This is a genomic window from Blautia sp. MSK.20.85 (assembly GCF_013317245.1).
Lineage (GTDB): Bacteria > Bacillota > Clostridia > Lachnospirales > Lachnospiraceae > Blautia_A.
Window position 1 is genome coordinate 39596 of the sequence record NZ_JAAIUN010000021.1, and the last position, 21783, is coordinate 61378.

22 protein-coding genes are annotated in these 21783 nt (G+C 42.9%); 20 read left to right on the forward strand and 2 right to left on the reverse strand.

Features of this window, described 5'->3' with window-relative positions:
- Positions 1–35 precede the first annotated feature (35 nt).
- From G5B12_RS11735 to G5B12_RS11760, 6 genes are all read left to right on the forward strand, one after another.
- Positions 36–164, forward strand: coding sequence for a cysteine-rich KTR domain-containing protein (locus G5B12_RS11735; RefSeq protein ID WP_080786855.1), 129 nt, complete (start codon positions 36–38; stop codon positions 162–164).
- Between the two features lie 245 nt (positions 165–409).
- On the forward strand, positions 410–718 hold the full coding sequence (locus G5B12_RS11740; protein WP_044921757.1) for a hypothetical protein: 309 nt from the start codon (positions 410–412) through the stop codon (positions 716–718).
- Between the two features lie 633 nt (positions 719–1351).
- Positions 1352–1879, forward strand: a complete 528-nt coding sequence (locus G5B12_RS11745) for a hypothetical protein (protein WP_119248406.1) — start codon at positions 1352–1354, stop codon at positions 1877–1879.
- Between the two features lie 4 nt (positions 1880–1883).
- Positions 1884–2258, forward strand: a complete 375-nt coding sequence (locus G5B12_RS11750) for a TnpV protein (protein ID WP_119248407.1) — start codon at positions 1884–1886, stop codon at positions 2256–2258.
- Positions 2259–2370: 112 nt separating this feature from the next.
- A complete protein-coding gene (locus G5B12_RS11755) occupies positions 2371–2748 on the forward strand; it encodes an SdpI family protein (RefSeq protein ID WP_173738317.1) in 378 nt (125 codons plus the stop codon).
- 117 nt (positions 2749–2865) lie between these two features.
- On the forward strand, positions 2866–3492 hold the full coding sequence (locus G5B12_RS11760; RefSeq protein WP_021650336.1) for a helix-turn-helix domain-containing protein: 627 nt from the start codon (positions 2866–2868) through the stop codon (positions 3490–3492).
- Between the two features lie 829 nt (positions 3493–4321).
- On the opposite strand, the gene G5B12_RS11765 is transcribed toward G5B12_RS11760, so the two are convergent.
- On the reverse strand, positions 4322–4864 hold the full coding sequence (locus G5B12_RS11765; RefSeq protein WP_015526348.1) for an SMI1/KNR4 family protein: 543 nt from the start codon (positions 4862–4864) through the stop codon (positions 4322–4324).
- Positions 4865–5089: 225 nt separating this feature from the next.
- Here G5B12_RS11765 and G5B12_RS11770 point away from each other — a divergent pair, with 225 nt between their 5' ends.
- From G5B12_RS11770 to G5B12_RS11825, 12 genes are all read left to right on the forward strand, one after another.
- Positions 5090–5878, forward strand: coding sequence for an electron transfer flavoprotein subunit beta/FixA family protein (locus tag G5B12_RS11770; protein ID WP_021976223.1), 789 nt, complete (start codon positions 5090–5092; stop codon positions 5876–5878).
- 13 nt (positions 5879–5891) lie between these two features.
- Complete coding sequence (locus tag G5B12_RS11775; protein WP_174088325.1) at positions 5892–7082, forward strand: electron transfer flavoprotein subunit alpha; 1191 nt, start codon at positions 5892–5894, stop codon at positions 7080–7082.
- A 3-nt stretch (positions 7083–7085) separates the two neighbouring features.
- The gene (locus G5B12_RS11780) at positions 7086–8504 is read left to right on the forward strand and encodes an FAD-binding oxidoreductase (RefSeq protein ID WP_119248315.1); all 1419 of its coding nucleotides are present in this window, start codon (positions 7086–7088) and stop codon (positions 8502–8504) included.
- Positions 8505–8522: 18 nt separating this feature from the next.
- Positions 8523–9692, forward strand: a complete 1170-nt coding sequence (locus tag G5B12_RS11785; protein ID WP_174088327.1) for a YkvI family membrane protein — start codon at positions 8523–8525, stop codon at positions 9690–9692.
- Positions 9693–9982: 290 nt separating this feature from the next.
- Positions 9983–10834: a BglG family transcription antiterminator LicT gene (gene licT, locus G5B12_RS11790; protein ID WP_059086637.1), complete on the forward strand. Its 852-nt coding sequence runs from the start codon at positions 9983–9985 to the stop codon at positions 10832–10834.
- 123 nt (positions 10835–10957) lie between these two features.
- Entirely contained in the window at positions 10958–12844 is a 1887-nt protein-coding gene (locus G5B12_RS11795) for a beta-glucoside-specific PTS transporter subunit IIABC (protein WP_174088329.1), read from the forward strand.
- 70 nt (positions 12845–12914) lie between these two features.
- On the forward strand, positions 12915–14342 hold the full coding sequence (locus G5B12_RS11800) for a glycoside hydrolase family 1 protein (RefSeq protein ID WP_015526340.1): 1428 nt from the start codon (positions 12915–12917) through the stop codon (positions 14340–14342).
- A gap of 181 nt (positions 14343–14523) precedes the next feature.
- Positions 14524–16194: a sensor domain-containing diguanylate cyclase gene (locus G5B12_RS11805; protein ID WP_174088331.1), complete on the forward strand. Its 1671-nt coding sequence runs from the start codon at positions 14524–14526 to the stop codon at positions 16192–16194.
- 196 nt (positions 16195–16390) lie between these two features.
- The gene (locus G5B12_RS11810) at positions 16391–16888 is read left to right on the forward strand and encodes an RNA polymerase sigma factor (RefSeq protein WP_174088333.1); all 498 of its coding nucleotides are present in this window, start codon (positions 16391–16393) and stop codon (positions 16886–16888) included.
- Entirely contained in the window at positions 16872–17555 is a 684-nt protein-coding gene (locus G5B12_RS11815; protein ID WP_174088335.1) for a zf-HC2 domain-containing protein, read from the forward strand. The genes G5B12_RS11810 and G5B12_RS11815 overlap by 17 nt, the downstream gene beginning before the upstream one ends.
- Positions 17556–17704: 149 nt before the next feature.
- Positions 17705–18058 (forward strand): arsenate reductase family protein, encoded by a 354-nt coding sequence (locus G5B12_RS11820; RefSeq protein ID WP_174088337.1) that lies wholly within the window; start codon positions 17705–17707, stop codon positions 18056–18058.
- Positions 18055–18909 carry a YitT family protein gene (locus G5B12_RS11825; RefSeq protein ID WP_174088339.1) on the forward strand — a complete coding sequence of 285 codons (855 nt, stop codon included), beginning with the start codon at positions 18055–18057 and terminating at the stop codon, positions 18907–18909. Before G5B12_RS11820 ends, G5B12_RS11825 begins: the two co-directional genes overlap by 4 nt.
- Before the next feature lie 62 nt (positions 18910–18971).
- On the opposite strand, the gene G5B12_RS11830 is transcribed toward G5B12_RS11825, so the two are convergent.
- Positions 18972–20354, reverse strand: coding sequence for an NCS2 family permease (locus G5B12_RS11830; RefSeq protein WP_174088341.1), 1383 nt, complete (start codon positions 20352–20354; stop codon positions 18972–18974).
- Between the two features lie 212 nt (positions 20355–20566).
- Between G5B12_RS11830 and G5B12_RS11835 the strand changes: the two genes are divergently transcribed.
- Positions 20567–21055 (forward strand): DUF1648 domain-containing protein, encoded by a 489-nt coding sequence (locus G5B12_RS11835; protein WP_174088343.1) that lies wholly within the window; start codon positions 20567–20569, stop codon positions 21053–21055.
- 145 nt (positions 21056–21200) lie between these two features.
- Positions 21201–21473, forward strand: coding sequence for a hypothetical protein (locus G5B12_RS11840; protein WP_044960934.1), 273 nt, complete (start codon positions 21201–21203; stop codon positions 21471–21473).
- The last annotated feature ends 310 nt before the right edge of the window (positions 21474–21783 follow it).

The window sequence follows — 21783 nt, forward strand, 5'->3', positions numbered from 1 at the left end:
TAGGATAATATTTAGAAGTAAGGATTGAGAAAAATATGGAAACTATAAAATGGGTTCTATGTCCTATCTGTGGAAATAAAACCCGAACGATAATGCAAGAAGATACCGAATTAAAGAACTTTCCACTCTACTGTCCGAAGTGTAAACAGCAAACACTTAACTGATCTTGCAAAACGGAGAAAAACAGTAATTATAGCAACACATAATGCTAATATTGCAGTTGGCACACTTACGTATATTAGTATACTAAGAACTCATGAGAATGGAGTATATAAAACGTATATTGGTAATCCTTTTTATGATGAACTTAGAAATATAAATGATGAAACAGACACTAAAAACTGGACTCAAGAAAGTATGCATACTCTTGAGGGCGGTAAAAATGCATTTTATGATAGGAAGGATATTTATGAATCAGGAAAGCAAAGTGATTAATGTACATTTGGAGAAAAGAGAAAATAAAGATTATTTAGTATTTGGCTTTGAAGAAGTTGCAGAAGTATGTCTTAATGATGATGAGAGTCAAAATAATTTGAAAAGTATATTTGTAAAGTTACTTACGGAGATTACAAAGTATCCAATTGAATTACAGTTTTTGGAAAAACCAGAATATAAAACAGGATTATATATAGATGTGTGTAAAGAATATATAAAAGATTTAAATAAAGAGATTACGAATGTAAGAAAAAATATGCCAGAAAAACTAAAAATACAGTGATAACACCATGATAACAAAAATTCCGGAAAACCACACGGACACAACGGAAAATCCGGATTTTTCCACACAAATCACATAAAAAATCACTATTCGTATACCGCAATACACCGGTCTGATATCGTGAAGGTGGACGTACTGTAGGATCAGGACGTGTTGCTACAGTTATCGAGTAATCGTTAATTAGTATAACATCCTAATTTAATATATATTGAGTACCGCAAGGTACATTGTGTCCAAACGTAAGATACCCCGGAACCGCAAGGTTTCCGGGGTTTTTCTGTACTCTAAGAAAAGAATTGTTCGTAAATTTATCAGCAAGATGAAATACGGATAAATTTAAAATTGAAAAATAAGGCTTGCGGTGCCAAAACGGTGCCAAAAAGAAACTCCTGCGAATGTTTGCTATTCACAGGAGTAATTTTTTTACCAGCCTTTGATCTGTTTGATCTGTTCAGCACGTTCTGGATCACGATGATATTGTAGTTTCAGACGGATTGTTTCTACAATATCCAGCTTTTAAAAGATGACAAGGAGCAGGCAGTTAAAGATAAAGAGGAAGCTGAGAAGCGTGCGGAAAAAGCCGAGAAAGATCTGCATAGCCTGGAAGAACGCAGAGAACGGTTACAGCCGGTAATGGATAATGTCAGCAAAGAAATAAAGGAATATGGAACAGTGAAAACTCTACTTCCAGAAGCTGGTGCATTGGAACGTGCAACAACTTACCGGGATAAGAAAATAAAACCACTGTTTACTCAGGTGAAAAATAAAATTGCTGCGATGGCTGCACAGGTTAAAGAACTTGCCGAAGAAGTAGAAAAATGGAAACACAAATATCAGAAAACAAAGCAAGCATATAACCAAATACAAAGAGAGCTAGATACAGTGCGTGAAGAAAAAGAGCAGTTATTTGATGAAAAACAACAATTGCAGGATGTTTCTGATAGATATGACCGGGTAGTGCGTGTTCTTGGAGAAAATGCTGTAGATGATGCGGTACAACAGGATATACAGGAGCAGAAGGCATTAGAAGAAAAGCGACAAATGGAGCAAATGCCAACAGGAAGTATTCACGAAAGACTTGCCTGGGGAGCCAGAAAGAGCGAGATGGAGAATCAGCAGCGTAAGAAAAATAAAATAAAAAACAGAGGAATGGAGAGATAAGATGATGAAAAAGCACATTTATGATGAAAGCAATGGATTAAGTTACATACTGCATGGAGACTATTACCTGCCAGATCTGGCAGTGAATGAGGGAGAACCGACATATGGTAAATACGGAATGTTGCGGAAACAGTTCCTGAAAGAGTATAGACCGGCACGATACCAGTATTTATTGATGACTGGGGAGCTGACGGCACATCTGAACCGAGTCGATCAGGAGACCAGAGAGCATGTGGAAACCCTGGTAAAGCAGATTGAGGAAAAACAAGGTGTGACGGAACAACTGAAAATGCAGGATCTGATGAAATGGGTTGGATTGATAAATAATATAAAGGCATGTGCGGAGGAAATTGTGTTGAAAGAGAGCGTGTATATGTGAGCAGAAAGGGCAGTCGGAAGGCTGCTCTTTGGCAATCTAAGAATAGAGTTTTGGGATAGAATATGATAAAATGTAAGAGATAAATCGGAAGTTGTAGTAAAGGAGGTTTACAATGGGGTTTTGGATTTTTATGTTGATTATGGATTTGCTTCTTCCATTTACGATGATTGGTTTTGGAAGATATTTTACGAAAAAGGCTCCAAAGGAAATAAATTCAGTATTTGGATATCGGACTTCGATGTCTATGAAGAACAAAGACACATGGGAATTTGCTCATAAATATTGTGGTAAAGTCTGGTATGTCTGTGGAATGGTTATGTTGCCGATAACAGTAATATTCATGCTTTTAGTGATTGGAAAAAATGAAGATTGTGTTGGGAGTATAGGAGGAATTATCTGTGGTGTTCAACTTATTCCTTTAATTGGGTCTATTCTCCCAACAGAAATAGCATTAAAAAAGAATTTTGATAAGAATGGAACAAGACGATAAATTCTAGTTTGTATAATTGAAAAAATGAAAAACGCATAGACAACTGTGTCTATTAGTGAAAATACGACATTTCTCGCTTTGTGTCGTGTTATTTGCAGATAACAGATTCTATATTTGATGATGAAAGGAGGAGTTGAGGTGGACCAAGTAAAAATCGGGAATTTTTTAAAAAAACTTCGCAAAGAAAAAGGCATTACACAGGAGCAGTTGGCAGAAATATTAAATGTCTCTGGAAGGACCGTATCCAGATGGGAAACCGGAAACAATATGCCGGATATCAGTATTCTTGTGGATATTGCAGATTATTATGATATCAGCATTCCTGAGATTATCAGTGGAGAAAGGAAAAGCGAGATGATGAACGAAGAAGAAAGAAAAATTGCTAAAACAATGTCAGATTATGCAACTACAGAGAAAGAGAAGATTTTTAAGGAAATGAAGCTCCAAAGTGTCATGGGAGTTTGTGCATTGGTTCTATACTGGATTCTGCATGAAACAGGTGCATATATGTATAATGATGTGTTAGGAAAGCTTGCCGGCTATTGTGAGACCTTGGTATCTGTGTCAGTCATAATGATGGCAGCATTTACGACAGGATCTTTAAGCAAGGTGCGGAGCAAGAGTAGGAAAGTTTTTGTGTTCGAAAATTTCCCAAAACCTATGCAATTAGTTGTAACTGCAGTTGTTGCTTTTGGTGGAGCTGCTGTGATCAAGCTGGTACTGGTGTATTTTTTCGGCTTATAAGTATTTTCAAATTCGTATTACATACTATGGAAAAAGAACTTTTTGACATTCTTACAGATGCGTGATAATATGCTTATAGAAAAAAGAGTGCTACCGATAGACGGTTAGTCCGTTTTACTATTTAGAATATCTATCAAAGATAACCGCTTAGTTTGCAGACAGGGCGGTTATTTTTGTGGTTTATGATTATCTTTGCCTAATGTATATCTGATACTAAAGCAGGTTAAGCCGAAGCTCACTACTGCTATGAAGTCAACAATACTCATTGGCTTAGTTCTTCTTTCCATTGGATTCCTTTACAGGTTTCTATGTAATCAGAAGGTCACAGGTCTCCGTTTCACTTCGGTCGTTGCAAAACGAGTGCCACTGGCACTCTGCAACCCTCTGGAGAAGGACTAACCGTTTACCGTTATGGTAGCACCCATGTTCTGATTATAACCGTCTGAAACTGTCGGCGCAATATGAAGTTGACAGATGAGAGTAGGGCAACTGTAGAAAAGAATCTTTTCGACCAGGGATTCCGGTGCCAAAACGGTGCCAAGAAATCAGGCAAATAAAAATAGATGGTGCAAATCAGCCGTTTTTCACTGTATTTTGGATAGAAAACCATAAAAAATATGAGGTAAAACGGGATTAAAGTATCGCGAGGGTGGACGTACTGTAGGATCAGGACGTGTTGCTACAGTTATCGAGTAATCCTTAATTAGTATAACATCCTAATTTAATATATATTGAGTACCGCAAGGTATATTGTGTCCAAACGTAAGATACCCCGGAACCGTAAGGTTTCCGGGGTATTTTTACGAAAAATATTCATAAAATTTCTGTTTTATGGATTCAAGAAATACCAGAATTCATGCCCCTGGCATACGATATATCTTTCCAGCCATTCATTAAAAGGGATATTAAAACGATCAGTATCTGGAGCTGGATAGCATAGGTAATCGTCTCTGCCTTCTGATACAGCCTGAAGATCCATGGTTATATCGCCGATGTCCTGTAAGCAAAGAACAGGAAGATGATATGTAAACTCCGGATCAGATAAAATAGGCGTACTATTCCAAGATTCCTTTTCTTTGAGCGCTCTTTTTAAAGAATAAATGGTACAGCTGACTAAAGAACTGCCTTCCTCTCCGCAAAAAAGTTCCATGCCATTTGAGCAGGATAAAAAAGCTTTGTATGAGGCAGGAAGTTTCATATTGGGAAAATATTTTTCAAACAGCTGAAATTCTTCAGGTGTTACAGGAGGGTTAAATTTATGAGTTACTTTTATAGGTTCATCGCCTAAATGCCACTGATAGACCCATCCATTATTTTCCATTTCATATTTTAGATTGTTGAAAATTCTGTAGATTGCACGGATGTCTTCCATTACATATATGCTCCTTGATCGATGTGATATTGTAAAGATTCATATGTCTGCTTTATTTGATAACGGAGAGTAATTATAGCATGCTTAAAAGTTTTTTCAATGCTTTTTTGTGCAGAATTTACCAAAATCCTCTCGACTTTATACCACGTTAATGCTATACTTATACAGTTGTTTAACGTTTTAAAGCAAAAAATAAAAGTGAAAATACAGGAAAGAAGATAGAAAATGAAGATCGTTGTATGTATGAAGCAGGTACCGGCAACTTCCAAGGTTGATATCGATCCGGAAACCGGTGCCATGAAACGAATGTCCGGTGAGACAAGGACTAATCCATATGATCTGTTTGCATTGGAAACAGCCCTTGCGATCCGGGAAAAAACAGGCGGAACTGTAACCGTTCTTACTATGGGACCGCCTCAGGCGGAAGAGATGATCCGGGATGCTTATACCATGGGTGCTGATGAGGGCGTGATTCTTTCAGACCGAAAATTTGCGGGAGCGGATGTTCTGGCAACCTCTTATGCGTTAGCACAGGGAATCCAGGTGATCGGCGGTGCAGATCTGATCATCTGCGGAAGACAGACCACAGATGGTGACACAGCCCAGGTTGGTCCGGCCATTGCAGAGCATCTGACCATCCCACATGCTGCATGGGTAGCTGAGATCATGGACGTTAATGAAAAAAGCATTCAGGTCCGTCAGGATCTTGTCAGTGTTTCTCAGGTTTCCGAGATTCCGTATCCATGTCTGCTGACTATTGATAAGGATACCTGCGTGCCACGTCTGCCATCCTATTTGTTAAAGAAGGCAACTGCAGACCGTCCGGTACGGATCTTAAGCTTTGAAGATATGCCGGATCAGGATCTGAGCCGTTACGGACTGATCGGTTCCCCCACCTCTGTGGAAAAAATGTTTGCGCCGGAGGAAAGTGAAAAACAGGTTTATCTGGAAGGAACTGCAAAGGAAAAGGCAGACAAGCTTGTTGCTCTCCTGACCGGAAAGAAGATCATATAGGGGGAAGCGGAACATGGAATTTTTAAAATTTGATATAAACAAATGCGTACTCTGCGGAGTATGCGTGGAGAAATGTCCTTTTGGGGCCCTCACCATAGAGGGAAATGGAATTGTTGTAGGCGATGCCTGTCGTATGTGTGGGCTTTGTGTTCGTAACTGCCCGGAGAAAGCTATCCGGTTTGAGCAGAAGGCGAAATCCTTTGACAAGGATAAATGGAAAAACTTTCTTATCTATGTGGAGCAGGAGAGAGGAGAGATTCATCCGGTTACCTTTGAGCTGATCGGAGAAGCGAGAAAGATGGCTGTCAAAGTCGGTTATCAGGTTAACTGTGTGATCGTCGGAGGAAAAGGAACAAAGGAAAATGCGGAAAAGCTTCTGCCGTATGGCGTAGACAATGTGTACGTATATGAGAATGAAGGCTTCGAAGGCTTCCGCGCAGACTGTTATACAGACGCAGTTGCAGACTGTATCGCAGCAAACAAACCAAGCTCTGTGCTGATCGGAGCTACTGCGCTGGGGCGTTCCCTTGCACCGAGGCTTTCCACCAGATTCCATACGGGACTGACTGCAGACTGCACAACTCTGGATATCCGTTCCAACACCGATATGATCCAGATCAGACCGGCTTTCGGCGGAAATATCATGGCTCAGATCGGCATCACCAAATCACGGCCACAGTTTGCCACGGTCCGTTATAAGGTTATGGACAAGGCAGAAAAAATAAAAAACCCGCATGGTCAGGTGGTCGTATGTCCGGTAAATGAAAAAATGGCAGATTCCAGGATCAAGATTCTGTCATCCAGGGTCATTGATAAGGTAAAGAGCCTTGAGGAAGAGGATGTTCTGGTAGTAGCAGGCCGTGGTGTCCGGAATGAAAAGGATGTGGAAATGTGCCGGGAACTGGCAGATGCCCTTGGCGGACAGCTTGCCTTCACCCGCCCTATGGTAGAAAACGGATTCGGAGATGTTGCACATCAGATCGGACTTTCCGGAAGAACTGTCCGTCCGAAGCTGATCATCACTTGCGGCGTATCCGGTGCTATCCAGTTTACCTCCTGCATGACAGGATCTGACTGTATCGTAGCGATCAACAATGATTCGGAGGCACAGATCTTTAATGTTGCAGATTACTGCATCGTGGATGATCTGTATCAGGTTGTACCGGAGCTGACAGAGCTGATAAAGAATCGGAAGGAGGATTAAGTCATGGCATATCCCTATAAAAAAATGACTTCAGAAGATTTTGACTACATCCGTTCTGTGACTGCTTCAGATCGTGTATGGGTCGGCGATGAGATCGCAAAAGAATATTATCGTGATGAGATGCCGGAGTACGGAGTTTTTCCTCCGGAGCTTTATGTGGAGGTTTTAAATAAAGAAGAGATCTCAGCCATCATGGCTTACGCATATAAAGAAAATATCCCGGTGGTATGCCGTGGCGCAGGAACCGGACTTGCAGGCGGAGCAACCTGTAAATATGGTGGAATTATGCTTTCTGTGATGCGCATGAACAAGATCTTTCCGATCGACAGAAAGAACCAGACCATCACAGCGGAGCCGGGAGCACTTCTCATCGATATCCAGGCAGCCGCTGCAGCAGGAGGACTTTTTTATCCGCCGGATCCGGGCGAAAAAACAGCTTCCATCGGCGGCAATGTTATCACAAATGCCGGTGGTATGAAGGCGGTACGATATGGACTGACCAGGGATTTCGTCCGCTGTATCGAGGCAGTTATGCCGGATGGTTCCATCATGAATTTTTCATCCAACGTTGTGAAGAACACAACGGGATATGATGTAAAAGATCTGGTGATCGGCTCAGAGGGAACCTTATGTATCCTGACTCAGGTAACGCTGAAGCTTCTTCCCGCACCGACCTGCACCTGTACTCTTGTAATGCCGTTCAGGAGTCTTGAGGAATGTGCAGACATGGTCCCGAAGGTTCTGGAGCTGCCGTTTGTGCCAACAGCCATCGAGTTTCTGGAAAGAGAACTGATCGATATCGTAGAACGTAATCTGAACAAAATGTTCCCAGTAAAACAAGGAGAAGCAGTGCTGATCGTTATGTATGATGCTTCCAGTAAGCAGGAACTTGACAGCGCAGTAGAGGCAGCAGCGGAAGCAGCCCTGGCAAACGGAGCCCTGGACTGCTGTATCGCAGGCACACCGGAGCGTGCCGGAGCCGTATGGAGTGTCCGGGGCGGGATCCTGGAAGGAATGAAAGCAGATTCTATCGCACAGGAGGAGTGTGACGTAGTTGTTCCGCGTGCAAGGATCGCAGAGTATGTAAAAGCAGCCAAAAAGATCGCAAGTGCACATGGCATCCGTGTAGAGCCCTGCGGACATTGCGGAGACGGAAATATCCATACAGAGATGCTCCGTGGACCGGAAATGAGTGACCAGGAGTGGAAGGAAGCCACTCACGCAAGTCTGGTAGAGCTTTATGCACTGTCCAAGGAACTGGGCGGACAGCTTTCCGGTGAGCATGGCATCGGAAACGGACGTCTGGAATTTCTGGAAGAATTTGCGGGACCGAGAATGATCGCTCTTTATAAAGCCATCAAGCTGGCTTTCGATGATAAACTGATCCTGAATCCGGGAAAAGTCATCGAATATAATAAATAAAAAATGGGGGAAAGAGAGATGAGTCAGAATAAATCATTAGAAAGTAAAATGCCTCTGGCTATGGGACTTGCGTTCGTCGCATTTACCACACAGTTCGGAGGCGGATTCGCATCAGGAGCGCAGATCTATCAGTACTTTATCAACTACGGTATCTGGTGTCTGATCCTGCCGGCAGTGACACAGGGATTGTATGCACTGTTTTTCTGGTATGGAATGCGCTACGCATACAAACACAAAACCTACGATTACAGAAGCTTTTCCGACAGTCTTTACGGAAAAACAAAACCGGTTATGTCCAATCTCTATGAGATCTGTTACCTGATCATGATCGGAACTGCATCTGCAGCAGCCTTTGCAACCGGCGGTTCCACACTGCAGACACTGTTCGGGATCCCATACTGGCTCTGTACACTGATCATTGCAGCATTTATCTTTGTGATCGCACTTTTCGGAACCAATGTTGTAAGAAAATGTGCTTCTACATTAAGTGTGCTGATCATCATCGGTCTTGTACTGGTACTTGTTCCGAATATCATTGCACAGTGGGGAGATATCACAGCTTCCATCCATACTATGTCCTCCGGAGAAATGACTGTACTTTCCTCCGAGAGCGGAGCCTTTGGACCGGCCCTCTATTCAGCAGTCCTTTATTTCTTCTTCCAGCTGGCATCTGTTTCTGTTATGTACCAGCACATGGAGGATGTAACGGACGAAAAACAGATCAACAAAGCAGCGATCTGGATGTTTGTATGCAACTTCTGTGCAATGGAACTTTCCATTCTGGGACTTCTTGCAATTGCCTATGTTGGTGAGCTTGCATCTGCATCTGTACCGATGCTTGTACTGGTCCAGAACGGAGTTGGTTCCGGAATTCTGACACCGATCATTTCTCTGCTGATCATCCTTGGAGCTATTTCCACAGCAGTAAATATGATCTCCGGTATCGTAACACGTTGCGTAAACGCAGTAGAACGCCGTATGGACAGCCCGGAGAAAAAATCTCAGGGACATCTTGGAAGAAATGCTATTTTCACAGCAATCTTCACATTTCTGGCATTTGCCATCGCACAGTTTGGTCTGATGACAGTTGTCAAAAAAGGTTACGCATACCTTGGATATGCGGCATTTATCACATTGTTTGTACCGTTTGTAGTACATGCCATTGCTACAAAAGGAAAAGAGATCTGAAGAATAAAAAGCTGAACAGAAAATCCCCCGTTGATCCGTATGGCAGGATCATCAGGGGATTTTGTCAAAGTTCACAAAAATATTATAAATATTTTATTAAATATTCCAGATAGACAACATATATTTTTTCTGATACTATTACATACAGTTGTTAAATAGTTACGAATCAGAAGGATTGTTACTGAAATATTTATTTATCGTCAGGCAAGACCTTATAGTAGTATAGGAATGGGGTTTCTATATACTGTAATGGTCTTTTTTTGTTTGTCTGGCAGCGGGGGAACAGGAATATGGTTATCCATAAGATTTTGAATAATAATCTGATACTGTCCAGGGATGGACAGGGACATGAAGTTATTGTAAAGGGCTGCGGAATTGCCTTTCAGAAAAAGAAAGGACAGCAAGTGGAGGAGTCCAGGATCGAGAAGATCTTTACTGCGGAAAATGCCCAGATCAGCAAGGAGATACAGGGTTATCTGACTGCTATTCCGGAAAAATATTTGGATTTTGTGGAAGCTTTTGTAAATGAAGTGAAGGAAAAAGAGGGGATGAAATTAAATGACAGTATTTATTTTTCCCTTAGCGACCATATCATGGGTGCGATCTCTAGACTTGAAAACGGGATCCGCCTTCAGAATATGCTGCTTCTGGATATCAAGCAGCTTTATCATAAGGAATATGAGATCGGCTTGGAATTACTGAAAAAGGTAAATGAGATGTTCGAGGTAGATCTTTCTGCAGATGAAGCAGGATTTTTTGCATTGCATTTTGTGAATGCGGAAGATGGCGGCAAGACGGACAGCTATCAGATTTCCATTATTGTACATCAGATCCTGGACATCGTGGAGAAGTATTATGACAATATGGAATTTCAGGAGGATAATCTGTATTATCAGCGGTTTCTCACGCATCTGAAATATTTTGCTCAGAGATTCCTTCATAAAGAGCTTCACTATGATGAGAATCAGGAGCTTTTCAAGATCATTAAGGAGCAGTACAGAGAAGCTTACGGCTGTGTGAAAATGATCTATCTTATGATGGAAGAGGAATATAAATACGCTATGACTGAGGATGAAATGCTGTATCTGACGATTCATATCCAGAAGATCACAGAAGACCATAAACGTCTGAAAAATCTGTGAAAAGAGATTGTTTTATAAATTAGGTGTTAATGGATTGTTACTGAAATACGTGCCATGTGCGTATCTTTTCAGGCAAGACCTTTAATATAAATTTCAATATTTATTATTAAAGGAGGTCCCCAAATGAAAAAGGACTATGCAAAAACTGCAGACACACTGATTGCAGCGCTGGGCGGAAAAGAGAATATCACCCGTCTGTTCCACTGCATGACAAGGCTTCGTTTCTATGTGAAAGACAGATCGAAGATCAACGAGAAAGAGATCTTAAAGCTTTCTGAGATCTCCGGCGTTAACTGGCATGAAGATCAGTTCCAGGTTATCGCAGGAAATGAAGTGAACGCTGTTTACAAGGCATTGGAGGACAAAGGTGTTCCTACCGATGATGCACCGGCAGCGAACTCTGACAGCTCAAAGAGTGTTGTTTCAAAAGTTATCGATGCCATCACCGGATGTATGACCCCGATGATCCCTGCCCTGACTGCAGCCGGTATGATCAAAGTTGTACTTACTCTGCTGACAACTTTTCATCTGGTATCAGAAACAAGCAGTACCTACCAGGTGATCAGTTTTATCGGAGATGTTACGTTCTACTTCATGCCGTTCCTGATCGCAGCAAATGCTGCCAAGGTTTTCCGCGTGAACCAGTCACTGGCGCTGTTTATTGCCGGTGTTTACTTAAGCCCTACCTTTGTAACTATGGTAGCCGGTGATGCAGCCATCACAATGTTTGGCCTGCCGATCACAAAAGCAACCTATTCTTATTCCGTTATTCCGGTTATCCTGATGGTATGGATCACACATTATATTGAGATTTTGGTTGATAAGATCACACCGAAAATGGTAAAACTGATCCTGAACCCGACACTGGTAATTCTGATCAGTGCACCGATCGCCCTGATCGTAGTTGGACCGATCGGAACAATTATTGGTAACGGACTTGCGGTAGCCATCAACTTCCTGTCCGTAAAACTTGGTTTCGTTATTGTAGGTATCCTTGCAGCAACCTTCCCGTTCATCGTTATGACCGGTATGCACCATGCGCTGACACCAATCGGACTGAATGCCATTGCAACCGGTGGTACTGATACACTGATCTTTGTATCTCAGGTATGCTCTAACCTTGCACAGTCCGGAGCTTCTCTTGCAGTAGCTGTAAGATCCAAGGACAGCAACATGAAACAGCTGGCAAGTGCAGCCGGTGTTTCCGCTCTTATGGGTATCACAGAGCCTGCTCTGTATGGTGTTACACTGAAACTGAAAAGACCGGTTGTAGCAGCTTCCATCGCAGCCGGAATCGGTGGTATCGTAGGAGGACTTCTTCAGGTTTCTCTTTACATTGCACAGAATTGTATCATGGCGATCCCGGCGTTTATCGGTGAGAAGGGATTAAGCAATCTGCTTTATGGAATCATTATGATCGTGGTATCTTTTGTAGCTGCTTTTGTTCTTACGCTTATCTTCGGATTTGAGGATGTAAAGGCTGAGACAGAGGATGAAGTACAGAACACAGATACAGAAAAACAGCCGGCACAGCAGAACGCTCCGCTTGTAGAGAAGATCGAGCTTTGTGCACCGGTAGCAGGAACTGTAAAAGCACTTTCTGATGTTCCGGATAAAACTTTTGCTGATAAGGTTTTAGGTGACGGAGCAGCAATCGTTCCATCAGAAGGTAAGGTTTATGCACCGGCAGATGGTACGGTGGCAAATATCATGGACAGCAAACATGGAATCATGTTTGTGACAGAAAGTGGAGCAGAAATTCTGATCCACATCGGACTTGATACTGTAAATTTAAATGGTAAATATTTTAAATCCCATGTTTCTGAGGGAGATAAGGTAAAAAAAGGAAAGCTTCTTGTGGAATTCGATATGGATGCCATTAAGAAAGAAGGATATGATCTGATCACACCGGTTGTTGTGACCAATATTTCTGATTATATCAAAGCAGTATGCATGGAAAAAGAAGATGCAGCTGTAAATGCAGGAGATAAATTCCTGACTATTGTATAAGAATAACAACGAAACATCAGGCGGAGATAACAGATCCGCCTGATGTTTGTAAAAAGGAGAAAATTAAAATATGAAAAATTATAACCGTATGCCGGAAAACTTTCTCTGGGGCGGAGCAACTGCTGCAAACCAGTATGAAGGCGGTTGGGATGAGGATGGCAGAGGCCCGTCCATTGCAGATGTCCTGACAGGAGGAAGTGTGGATAAGGAACGTCGTCTTACACCGCCGGCACCGTTACCGGAAGAATTTTATCCCAATCACCAGGCGACTGATTTTTATCATCACTGGAAAGAGGATATTGCTCTTTTTGCAGAGATGGGATTTAAGGTATATCGTTTTTCTATTTCTTGGTCCAGAGTGTTCCCAAATGGGGATGAGGAAACTCCAAATGAGGAAGGCCTTAAGTTCTACGACAATGTGATCGACGAACTGAGAAAATATAACATTGAGCCGCTGATAACGATCTCTCATTATGAGAATCCCCTTCATCTTTCTCTGGAGTATGGCGGATGGAAAAATCGTAAGATGATCGATTTCTATCTTCGATTTGCAAAGGTTTTATTTGAGAGATATAAAGGTAAGGTAAAATACTGGCTGACTTTTAATGAGATCAATATGCTGACGCAGGACTTTGGTGCGGTATTCTGTGCAGGAATGCTGGACCCGAAGGATGTATGTGAGCAGAGCCGTTATCAGGCAATGCATCACCAGCTGGTAGCAAGTGCACTTGCAGTTTCCATGGCTCATGAGATCGATCCGGAGTTTATGCTTGGCTGTATGCTTGCTTATCACAATGGTTATCCATATACCTGCCATCCGGATGATATCTTATATGCACAGCAGTTTGGGCAGATCCACAATTCCATTGCCGGTGATGTTCATGTAAGAGGATATTATCCGGGATTTGCAGCGAGATACTTTGAGGAGCACGGAATCCAGCTGGAGGTTCTTCAGGAGGATAAAGAGATCCTCAAGAAGGGTACGGTGGACTTTTTCACCATCAGCTATTATTCCAGCAGCTGTGTCAGCGTGACAAAGGACGGAGAGAAAACGGCCGGAAATGGAAGTGACAATCTGAAAAATCCATATCTGAAAGCTTCCGACTGGGGCTGGCAGATCGATGCAACCGGTCTTCGCTATGTTCTGAACCAGATCTATGACCGCTATCAGATTCCGATCATGATCGTGGAAAATGGTCTTGGGGCCGTGGATCAGCTGACAGAGGATGGAAAGATTCACGATGATTACCGTATTGAATATATGCGCCGCCATATAGAGCAGATGAAGGAAGCAATCCATGACGGAGTAGATCTGATCGGCTACACCTGCTGGGGCTGTACAGATCTTGTCAGTGCCTCCACCGGAGAATTCAAGAAGCGTTATGGTCTTATCTATGTAAATAAAAATGATGACGGGACCGGAGACTTTTCCAGAATCCGCAAAGATTCTTTTTACTGGTACAAAAAAGTGATTGAATCCTGCGGGGAAGAGCTTTAACTGAATCAACTGCGAAGCAGTTATCTGGTGTAGAATTATGTAGCGAATGCGGTTGCTTTTATCCGGTTGACGACAAAATCCTGGAGTATGACAATATACTCCGGGATTTTTTTGGAAGGTTGACTTTTACACGGTAAAGTGTAATACTTATTGTAAGTGACGAATGTGAGGAGTGTTTTTTATGCCGGATGAAAAAGTACTGCAGGTGGCAATACTTATATGGGGATGTGCATTTTGCGCCATAGCAGCATTATGTATATTTCTGAGCAGTAATTATAACAGGGAAAAGCGGCGGTATCTTGTCCTGATGGAGAGTTTTGCTTCCCTGTTATTGCTGATGGATGCCCTGGGGCATATTTTCAGCGGATATCCCGGAGTTCCGGGCAGTGTGATGGTCCGTATTTCGAGTTTTCTCGTATTTCTTTTAAGTGACGTAGTCCTGGTGTGTTTTCATATTTATGTGTGTGTTTATCTGTTTTCGAAAAAAGAGCGGAGAACATTAAAAAGAGTAAAAGCCGGATATGTTATTGCTGCCGTGGAGGCTGCTTTTGTGGTGCTCTCACAGTTTACTCACTGGTATTATTACATAGATGTGGATAATTATTACCATCGGGCACCGTTATATATTATGTCAATCCTTCTTCCGGCAGCAGGTATGTTAATTGATCTTATGCTTCTGCTCCAATACAGAAAGAAAGTCAGCCGGAAGCTCCTGTTCTCTATGCTGTCATGCATTGTACTTCTGGCAGTGGCGGCAGCTGTGCAGGCATTCTGGTATGGAATGTCGCTGATTGAGTTTTCTGTTGGTATTTCCATGATCATTATGTTTATCGTGACGATGACGGAGCTGAATCAGGAAATGTATCAGCTGATAAGCAGAGAGGGCAAGATAAAGGAAAGACTTGAGATCGCAACGATACTGAATAAATGTATTGCGGAGCTGATATCAGGAGAAGATGAAGATGCGGCGATCTCCAATCTGCTGCGTATTATCAGCGGGTATTTTGACGGAGATCGCAGTTATATTGTTCAGATCGATGAAAAGAGGAATGTCTGTACAAATACCTATGAGTATGCCATGAACGGAGTGACTGCTGAGAAGGATAATCTTCAGGAGGTTCCCATGGAAATGCTGGATATCTGGATGGACAGCTTTCGGAAAAATGGCCTGTATTATATTCCGGATATTGAGGAGGAGCAGGGGCAACCGTATTATGAGACTCTGAAGATGCAGGACATTACCAGGCTGCTGGCCGTTCCTTTAAACAGTGACGGAAAGATCATAGGATTTCTCGGGGTAGATAATCCGAGGCTGCATTATGAGGATCATACGCTGCTGTCGTCCATACAGTACTTTTTAACGGACAGCCTGAAAGCCAAGGAGCGAAAGGCGCGTCTGCAGTACATGAGCTATCGTGATATGCTGACGACCTTGTATAACAGGAACAGGTATATTCAGGTTCTGGAAGGCATGCAGGCAAAAACAGTGATAAAAACAGGAGTAGCATATATTGATATCAATGGTCTGAAACGGGTGAATGATCTTTACGGACATGAGGCTGGAGACAGGCTGATCATAAATACAGCGCGTTCCATGCTTGCGATTCTGCCGGAAAATGCTTACCGGGTAGGTGGCGATGAATTTGTACTCATCTGTTTTGACATGGATGAGAAGGTTTTCCGGAGTAAGGTCCGGGATATCTGTGACAGCATTGCTGCCAAAAGGATCAGTGTTTCTGTTGGCGTTGTCTGGGAGGAAAGCTCTTCGGAGCTTGAGACAATGCTGAGAAGAGCGGATGATCTTATGTATGCGGAAAAAAAGAAATATTATGAAAAGCATGGAACGATGTGAAGGTATGCAGCAGAGTGTAAGAAGAGGTCAGAAGAAAATTCTGATAATGCTGTGCCCGGTATTTTTATACCGGGCACTTCGTTTGTGCTAAAAGAAACGCCGGAATAAAATACCGGACGAAATTTTGAAAGATTTTCTGTAACGTTTTTGAGATCAGTGCGTCTTATAAGTGAGAAGGGAGGAAAAGAAAGAACCGATGAATATTGAGGAACTTTACCGGACATATTTTGACATTGTATATCGGTATATCCGTTCTGTCTCACGTGATGGATCGCTGGCAGAGGAAGTGACCCAGGAGACGTTTTTTAAAGCGCTGAAAAAAGCAGATCAGTTCCGCGGAGACTGTGATGTGCGGGTGTGGCTTTGCCAGATCGCAAAGAATACGTTGTACGATCATCTGAAAAAGCAGAAAAAGCAGCTTCCCGGAGAGGAGCAGCCGGAAACAGCAGAAAGCCATGGCGGAGAAATTTTTGAGGAAAAGCTGGCACAGCGGAGTCAGGCTATGGAGATCCACAAAGTGTTGCATGGCCTTTCGGAACCGTATAAAGAAGTTTTTTCCCTGCGGACATTCGGAGAGCTGAACTTCCGTGAGATTGGAATGCTTTTTGGAAAAAGTGAAAACTGGGCGCGGGTGACTTATTATCGTGCAAGAGTAAAGATCAGAGAGGAGCTGGAACATGAAGATCACATGTGATGTAATACAGGATCTGATGCCGTCTTATATAGATGGGATCTTAAGCGAAGACAGCAAGGCGCTGGTGGAAGAACATATGGGTACCTGTCAGGAATGCAGAAAAATGTTGGAGATCATGAAAGAGGAGCAGGGAAAAGAGCAGAACCAAATGAGATCATCTGCAGCCACACTGAAAAAAATCCGGAAAAAGCTGATAGTACGCAGAGTTCTGACAGCAACCGTGGCAGTTATCCTGACACTCATCGTTGCGGCAGCAGGTTATAACCACTGGTATTTCAATGAAAAATACATGACTCTGGAAGACAGCGGAATGTACGTAAAAGACAACTGCCTGTATTCTTCCAATAATCTCATCAACCGAATGAAAGTACAATACACAGAAGATGGAAAAACAGAGTTTGTCTACGCCATTGACGCACCCTATGCAGGAACTCTGGAACTGAAAGGTAATGATATGCTGCTTCAGGATTTTTCCAAAAAGACAGAGGAGCTATCACCGGAGGATGACAGCACCCCGGAGACGGTAAAAGAAGTTTATTATATGAGCGAGGAAGCCCAAAAGAAGAGCCTGGAATTAACGGAGCTGGAAGCAAAAGGGGATCTGGATGCAGCGGAGAAAATTGTGGATGAGATGAAGCAGGAATCGAAGCTGATCTGGACGGAATAACAGGATAGAAAAACATCAACATCTATGTTAAAATAAACCTCAGACAGCACTGGGAAAAAGTTCCATAAAAATTCCATATTCCATGCTGTAAGTAAAAAACAGACAGTAGTGATTTCCATATTTACTGCCGAAGAACAGGGGGACACAACATGTTATTTGTATGCTATCCAAAATGCAGTACCTGCAAAAAAGCTCAGAAATGGCTGGATGAGAGCGGCGCAGAATATACGCTGCGTGATATCAAAACTGACAATCCAACAGCGGAGGAACTGAAAACCTGGTGGAAAAAAAGCGGCCTTCCGCTGAAGCGTTTTTTTAATACCAGCGGAAATGTTTATAAAGAGATGAAACTGAAAGATAAACTTCTGGAAATGAGCGAGGAAGAGCAGCTTGCACTTCTTGCAACAGACGGTATGCTTGTAAAACGTCCGATCCTTGTTGCGGAAGATAAAATTCTGGTTGGTGCCAAAGAAAAAGAATGGGAAGAGTATCTGAGGGCATGAAAAAGAAACTGAATTATGCAGATATCATAAAGGAAACCGTGATCCTCACCGTGGCAGTGGCGATCATCGCAGCAGCGGTATATTTTTTCCTGGTGCCAAGCCATACGTCGGTCAGCAGTATTTCCGGTCTTGGAATCGTGCTTTCCAACTTTGTGCCGCTGCAGCTGTCGGCGATTACCATGATCCTGAATGTGGTATTGCTGATCATTGGATTTTTTACCTGTGGAAGAGAGTTTGGAGTTAAGACGGTTTATACCAGTGTAATGCTGCCGTTGTTTCTGGGATTGTTTGAGATCATTTTTCCAAATTTCGGTTCCATGACAGATAGCCAGGAACTGGATGTTCTGTGTTATGTTCTGGTAGTGAGTGTGGGACTTAGCATTCTTTTTAACAGGAATGCATCCTCAGGCGGACTGGATATCGTAGCGAAGATCATGAACAAATATCTTCACATGGAGCTTGGAAAAGCCATGTCCCTTTCCGGTATGTGCGTGGCACTTTCCGCGGCGCTTGTGTATGATAAAAAGACAGTAGTTTTGAGTATTCTGGGAACGTATTTTAACGGAATCGTTCTGGACCATTTTATTTTTGACCATAACATCAAGCGGCGTGTCTGCATCATCACGAAGAAGGAAGAGGAGCTGAGGCAGTTTATCATCCACGACCTGCACAGCGGTGCAACGATCTACGAAGCCATCGGTGCCTATAACATGGAAAAACGCCGTGAGATCATCACCATCGTAGATAAAGGTGAATATCAGAAGCTGATGAAGTTTATAAACCAGGAGGACCCGAAAGCGTTTATTACGGTTTATAATGTATCGAATATGCGGTATCAGCCGAAGAAATAAAAATATTTTGCTGGAATAAAAAAATCCCGGGACAAAACGCCCGGGAATTTTTTTGCCATATTTTACAGGAAAATATATTTCAGGATAAACAGCACTGCCAGTACATACATCAGAGCGCTGATCTTCTTTTCTTTTGCCTTACCTGTGATCAGGTTGATGGCTACGTATGTGATAATTCCCATGGAGATACCTTCGGAAATGCTGTAGAAGAACGGCATTGCGATGATACATACATAACATGGGATCGCCTCGGACATATCGCTGAAATCAATGCTGATAACATTGCTGAGCATGTACAGTCCGACGATCACCAGAGCCGGAGCTGTGGCAAAGGACGGGATTGCAAGGAAGATCGGGGACAGGAACAGGGACAGACCAAATAAGATGGCTGTTGTCACTGCGGTAAGTCCGGTTCTTCCGCCTTCGGATACACCGGAAGCACTTTCTACGAAGGTAGTGGTTGTGGATGTACCGAGAACAGCACCTGCAGTTGTTGCAACAGCATCTGCAAGAAGGGCGCCCTTGATGTGAGGGAGCTTACCATCCTCGTCCAGCATACCTGCCTTGGAGGATACACCAACGAGAGTTCCGAGAGTATCAAAAAGATCTACAAATAAAAATGCAAACAGGATAACAAGGAAATCCAGTGAGAAAACTCCGTCAAACTGCAGCTTCGCAAAGATCGGAGCAAGACTCGGGATAGAGAGTCCGTTGCTGAAATCCGGGAGCAGGCTGTAGAAGCCGATCTCCGGGTTCGGAACATAAAGTCCGGCGAACTGACAGATGATTCCAAGTCCCCATGTGATCAGGATACCCCAGAGGATGTTTCCCTTTACATTCTTAACAACCAGGATTCCGGTTACGATGATACCGATCAGAGCCAGGATAACGGTGATCCCAACGTTGTTGAAGGAAGCCTCCACACCCTTGGCTGCGTTGTAGCCATCTACAGAGAAAAGCTGCAGCAGAGTGGAGCCGCCGATCACGATATTGGCATTCTGTAATCCTACAAATGCGATGAAAAGACCGATACCAACGCTGACTGCGGATTTCAGGTTCAGAGGGATCGCATTGAAGATCGCTTCACGTACATTGGTAAGTGAAAGAACGATAAATACGATACCTTCTGCAAAAACTGCAGTCAGTGCATACTGCCAGCTGTATCCCATACCGATAACGACTGTATAGGCAAAGTATGCGTTCAGACCCATTCCGGGTGCCAGTGCGAACGGGTAGTTGGCGAAGATCGCCATCAACAGTGTTCCAAGGAAGGCTGCCAGTGCGGTAGCTGTGAATACAGCTCCGGAATCCATGCCGGTCGCGGACAGGATATTCGGGTTAACTGCCAGGATATACGCCATTGTCATGAAGGTAGTGATACCTGCCAGAACCTCTGTTTTGGCGTCCGTTTTATTTGCGGACAGCTTGAAGATTTTTTCTAACATATTTCTTTCCCTTTCTTAAATATGTTTTTGGACAACATGTCTAGTTTATCATATAAAAATTTCATATGCAATTGTTAGTGTGCACAGATATGATTATAATAGGTGTTTTTTTGTAAAATACTTTTACAGGCAGGCAATTTGTGTGTAAAATACAGGAAAGAGAGTATTTAATTTACAGACGAGTTTATTTTGCAATGAAAGGGGGATGGATAATGTCTGAGAAAAAACTGCGGAATATTACAGATGTTCTCTGCTTTCTGATGATCCTTGGGTACGTGATGTATCTTGTGGTCACCTGGGGAAATCTGCCGGAGAGGGTGCCGATCCATTTTAATGTGCATGGGATCCCGGACCGGTATGGGAAGAAGGGCAGCCTTCTTCTGGAGCCGATTTTGGGGCTGCTGATCTTGGCATTTCTGATGTTCTGTCAGAGATTTCCACAGTGGTGGAATTATCCGGTTGAGGTGACAGAGGAAAACAGAGAGCATATCTTTGAAATCGCGTCAAAAATGATGTCTGTGATCAAGCTGTTATCCATTGGAGTATGTCTTGATGCCGGGATCAGCGGGAATCTGGGAACGGCACCTATGTGGCCGGTGTGGATACTGATCACAGGGATTTTCGTGACATTGATCCTGGGGATCCGGGGGATATATAAGGCTGGTAAAGAAACTGGCATGGATGAGGATGATAAATCGTGAAGCGGTTGCGTTTGTGATCATGCAGAAGAGTGGAAGGGAAATGTTCGATTTATTGTACTGAATATGGATGGAACCAGCGAAAGCGGATCGCGAATATCCGCTTGGCGAAATTATAATAAAAACAGGAAAGGAATCTCAGAAGCATATGGTAGATACAAGAACAGATGAGCTTTACAGAGCGCTTCAGGATAAGGGATATCCCGATGAGCTGTGCCGGGAAATCGCCTATAAACATATGAATACCGATTACACAGCTACACGGATGCTGGGGTATTTATACAGGGTGACAAGTCCCAGAGTGGAGGATGTGATCGATGAGATGCTGGCGATCTTAAGTGATAGGGAAGCCATCGTCCGGAAGAAAGAGCTGGAGCACGCCCAGGCTACGATCAACAGCGTGTATCGGGAGGGTTTGTAACGGAAATCCCGGAGCTTTGCCAGTGCTGGCGGATCAGAAGCTTCATCCTTTAAGGAAAATCAGGAGATCATGGCTCTGGAGCATCATCTCCTTCCGCAGAAATTCATCATTGATAACTACATCAATATGAACGCACACTTTAATTTTATCCGTTTCTTTTAAACAGTATTGTTATTACGGTAGTGATTACTCTGATCGTAATTTATGCAAGTAATTGAAGATGGACAAAATAGTAATTGTATTAACTGATAAACAATAGTATAATACAAATATGAACACAACATATAAATCAAACAACAATGTCGTCTAT

What these genes read in the sequence shown, in the direction of transcription:
- G5B12_RS11765 (WP_015526348.1), bottom strand. Translation starts at nt 4,864, where the DNA reads ATGGAAGACATCCGTGCAATCTACAGAATTTTCAACAATCTAAAATAT.
- G5B12_RS11795 (WP_174088329.1), top strand. Translation starts at nt 10,958, where the DNA reads ATGAAAAAGGACTATGCAAAAACTGCAGACACACTGATTGCAGCGCTG.
- licT (WP_059086637.1), top strand. Translation starts at nt 9,983, where the DNA reads ATGGTTATCCATAAGATTTTGAATAATAATCTGATACTGTCCAGGGAT.
- G5B12_RS11780 (WP_119248315.1), top strand. Translation starts at nt 7,086, where the DNA reads ATGGCATATCCCTATAAAAAAATGACTTCAGAAGATTTTGACTACATC.
- G5B12_RS11805 (WP_174088331.1), top strand. Translation starts at nt 14,524, where the DNA reads ATGCCGGATGAAAAAGTACTGCAGGTGGCAATACTTATATGGGGATGT.
- G5B12_RS11785 (WP_174088327.1), top strand. Translation starts at nt 8,523, where the DNA reads ATGAGTCAGAATAAATCATTAGAAAGTAAAATGCCTCTGGCTATGGGA.
- G5B12_RS11775 (WP_174088325.1), top strand. Translation starts at nt 5,892, where the DNA reads ATGGAATTTTTAAAATTTGATATAAACAAATGCGTACTCTGCGGAGTA.
- G5B12_RS11810 (WP_174088333.1), top strand. Translation starts at nt 16,391, where the DNA reads ATGAATATTGAGGAACTTTACCGGACATATTTTGACATTGTATATCGG.
- G5B12_RS11840 (WP_044960934.1), top strand. Translation starts at nt 21,201, where the DNA reads ATGGTAGATACAAGAACAGATGAGCTTTACAGAGCGCTTCAGGATAAG.
- G5B12_RS11735 (WP_080786855.1), top strand. Translation starts at nt 36, where the DNA reads ATGGAAACTATAAAATGGGTTCTATGTCCTATCTGTGGAAATAAAACC.
- G5B12_RS11740 (WP_044921757.1), top strand. Translation starts at nt 410, where the DNA reads ATGAATCAGGAAAGCAAAGTGATTAATGTACATTTGGAGAAAAGAGAA.
- G5B12_RS11830 (WP_174088341.1), bottom strand. Translation starts at nt 20,354, where the DNA reads ATGTTAGAAAAAATCTTCAAGCTGTCCGCAAATAAAACGGACGCCAAA.
- G5B12_RS11815 (WP_174088335.1), top strand. Translation starts at nt 16,872, where the DNA reads ATGAAGATCACATGTGATGTAATACAGGATCTGATGCCGTCTTATATA.
- G5B12_RS11745 (WP_119248406.1), top strand. Translation starts at nt 1,352, where the DNA reads ATGGATAATGTCAGCAAAGAAATAAAGGAATATGGAACAGTGAAAACT.
- G5B12_RS11755 (WP_173738317.1), top strand. Translation starts at nt 2,371, where the DNA reads ATGGGGTTTTGGATTTTTATGTTGATTATGGATTTGCTTCTTCCATTT.
- G5B12_RS11750 (WP_119248407.1), top strand. Translation starts at nt 1,884, where the DNA reads ATGAAAAAGCACATTTATGATGAAAGCAATGGATTAAGTTACATACTG.
- G5B12_RS11800 (WP_015526340.1), top strand. Translation starts at nt 12,915, where the DNA reads ATGAAAAATTATAACCGTATGCCGGAAAACTTTCTCTGGGGCGGAGCA.
- G5B12_RS11825 (WP_174088339.1), top strand. Translation starts at nt 18,055, where the DNA reads ATGAAAAAGAAACTGAATTATGCAGATATCATAAAGGAAACCGTGATC.
- G5B12_RS11835 (WP_174088343.1), top strand. Translation starts at nt 20,567, where the DNA reads ATGTCTGAGAAAAAACTGCGGAATATTACAGATGTTCTCTGCTTTCTG.
- G5B12_RS11770 (WP_021976223.1), top strand. Translation starts at nt 5,090, where the DNA reads ATGAAGATCGTTGTATGTATGAAGCAGGTACCGGCAACTTCCAAGGTT.
- G5B12_RS11820 (WP_174088337.1), top strand. Translation starts at nt 17,705, where the DNA reads ATGTTATTTGTATGCTATCCAAAATGCAGTACCTGCAAAAAAGCTCAG.
- G5B12_RS11760 (WP_021650336.1), top strand. Translation starts at nt 2,866, where the DNA reads ATGATGAAAGGAGGAGTTGAGGTGGACCAAGTAAAAATCGGGAATTTT.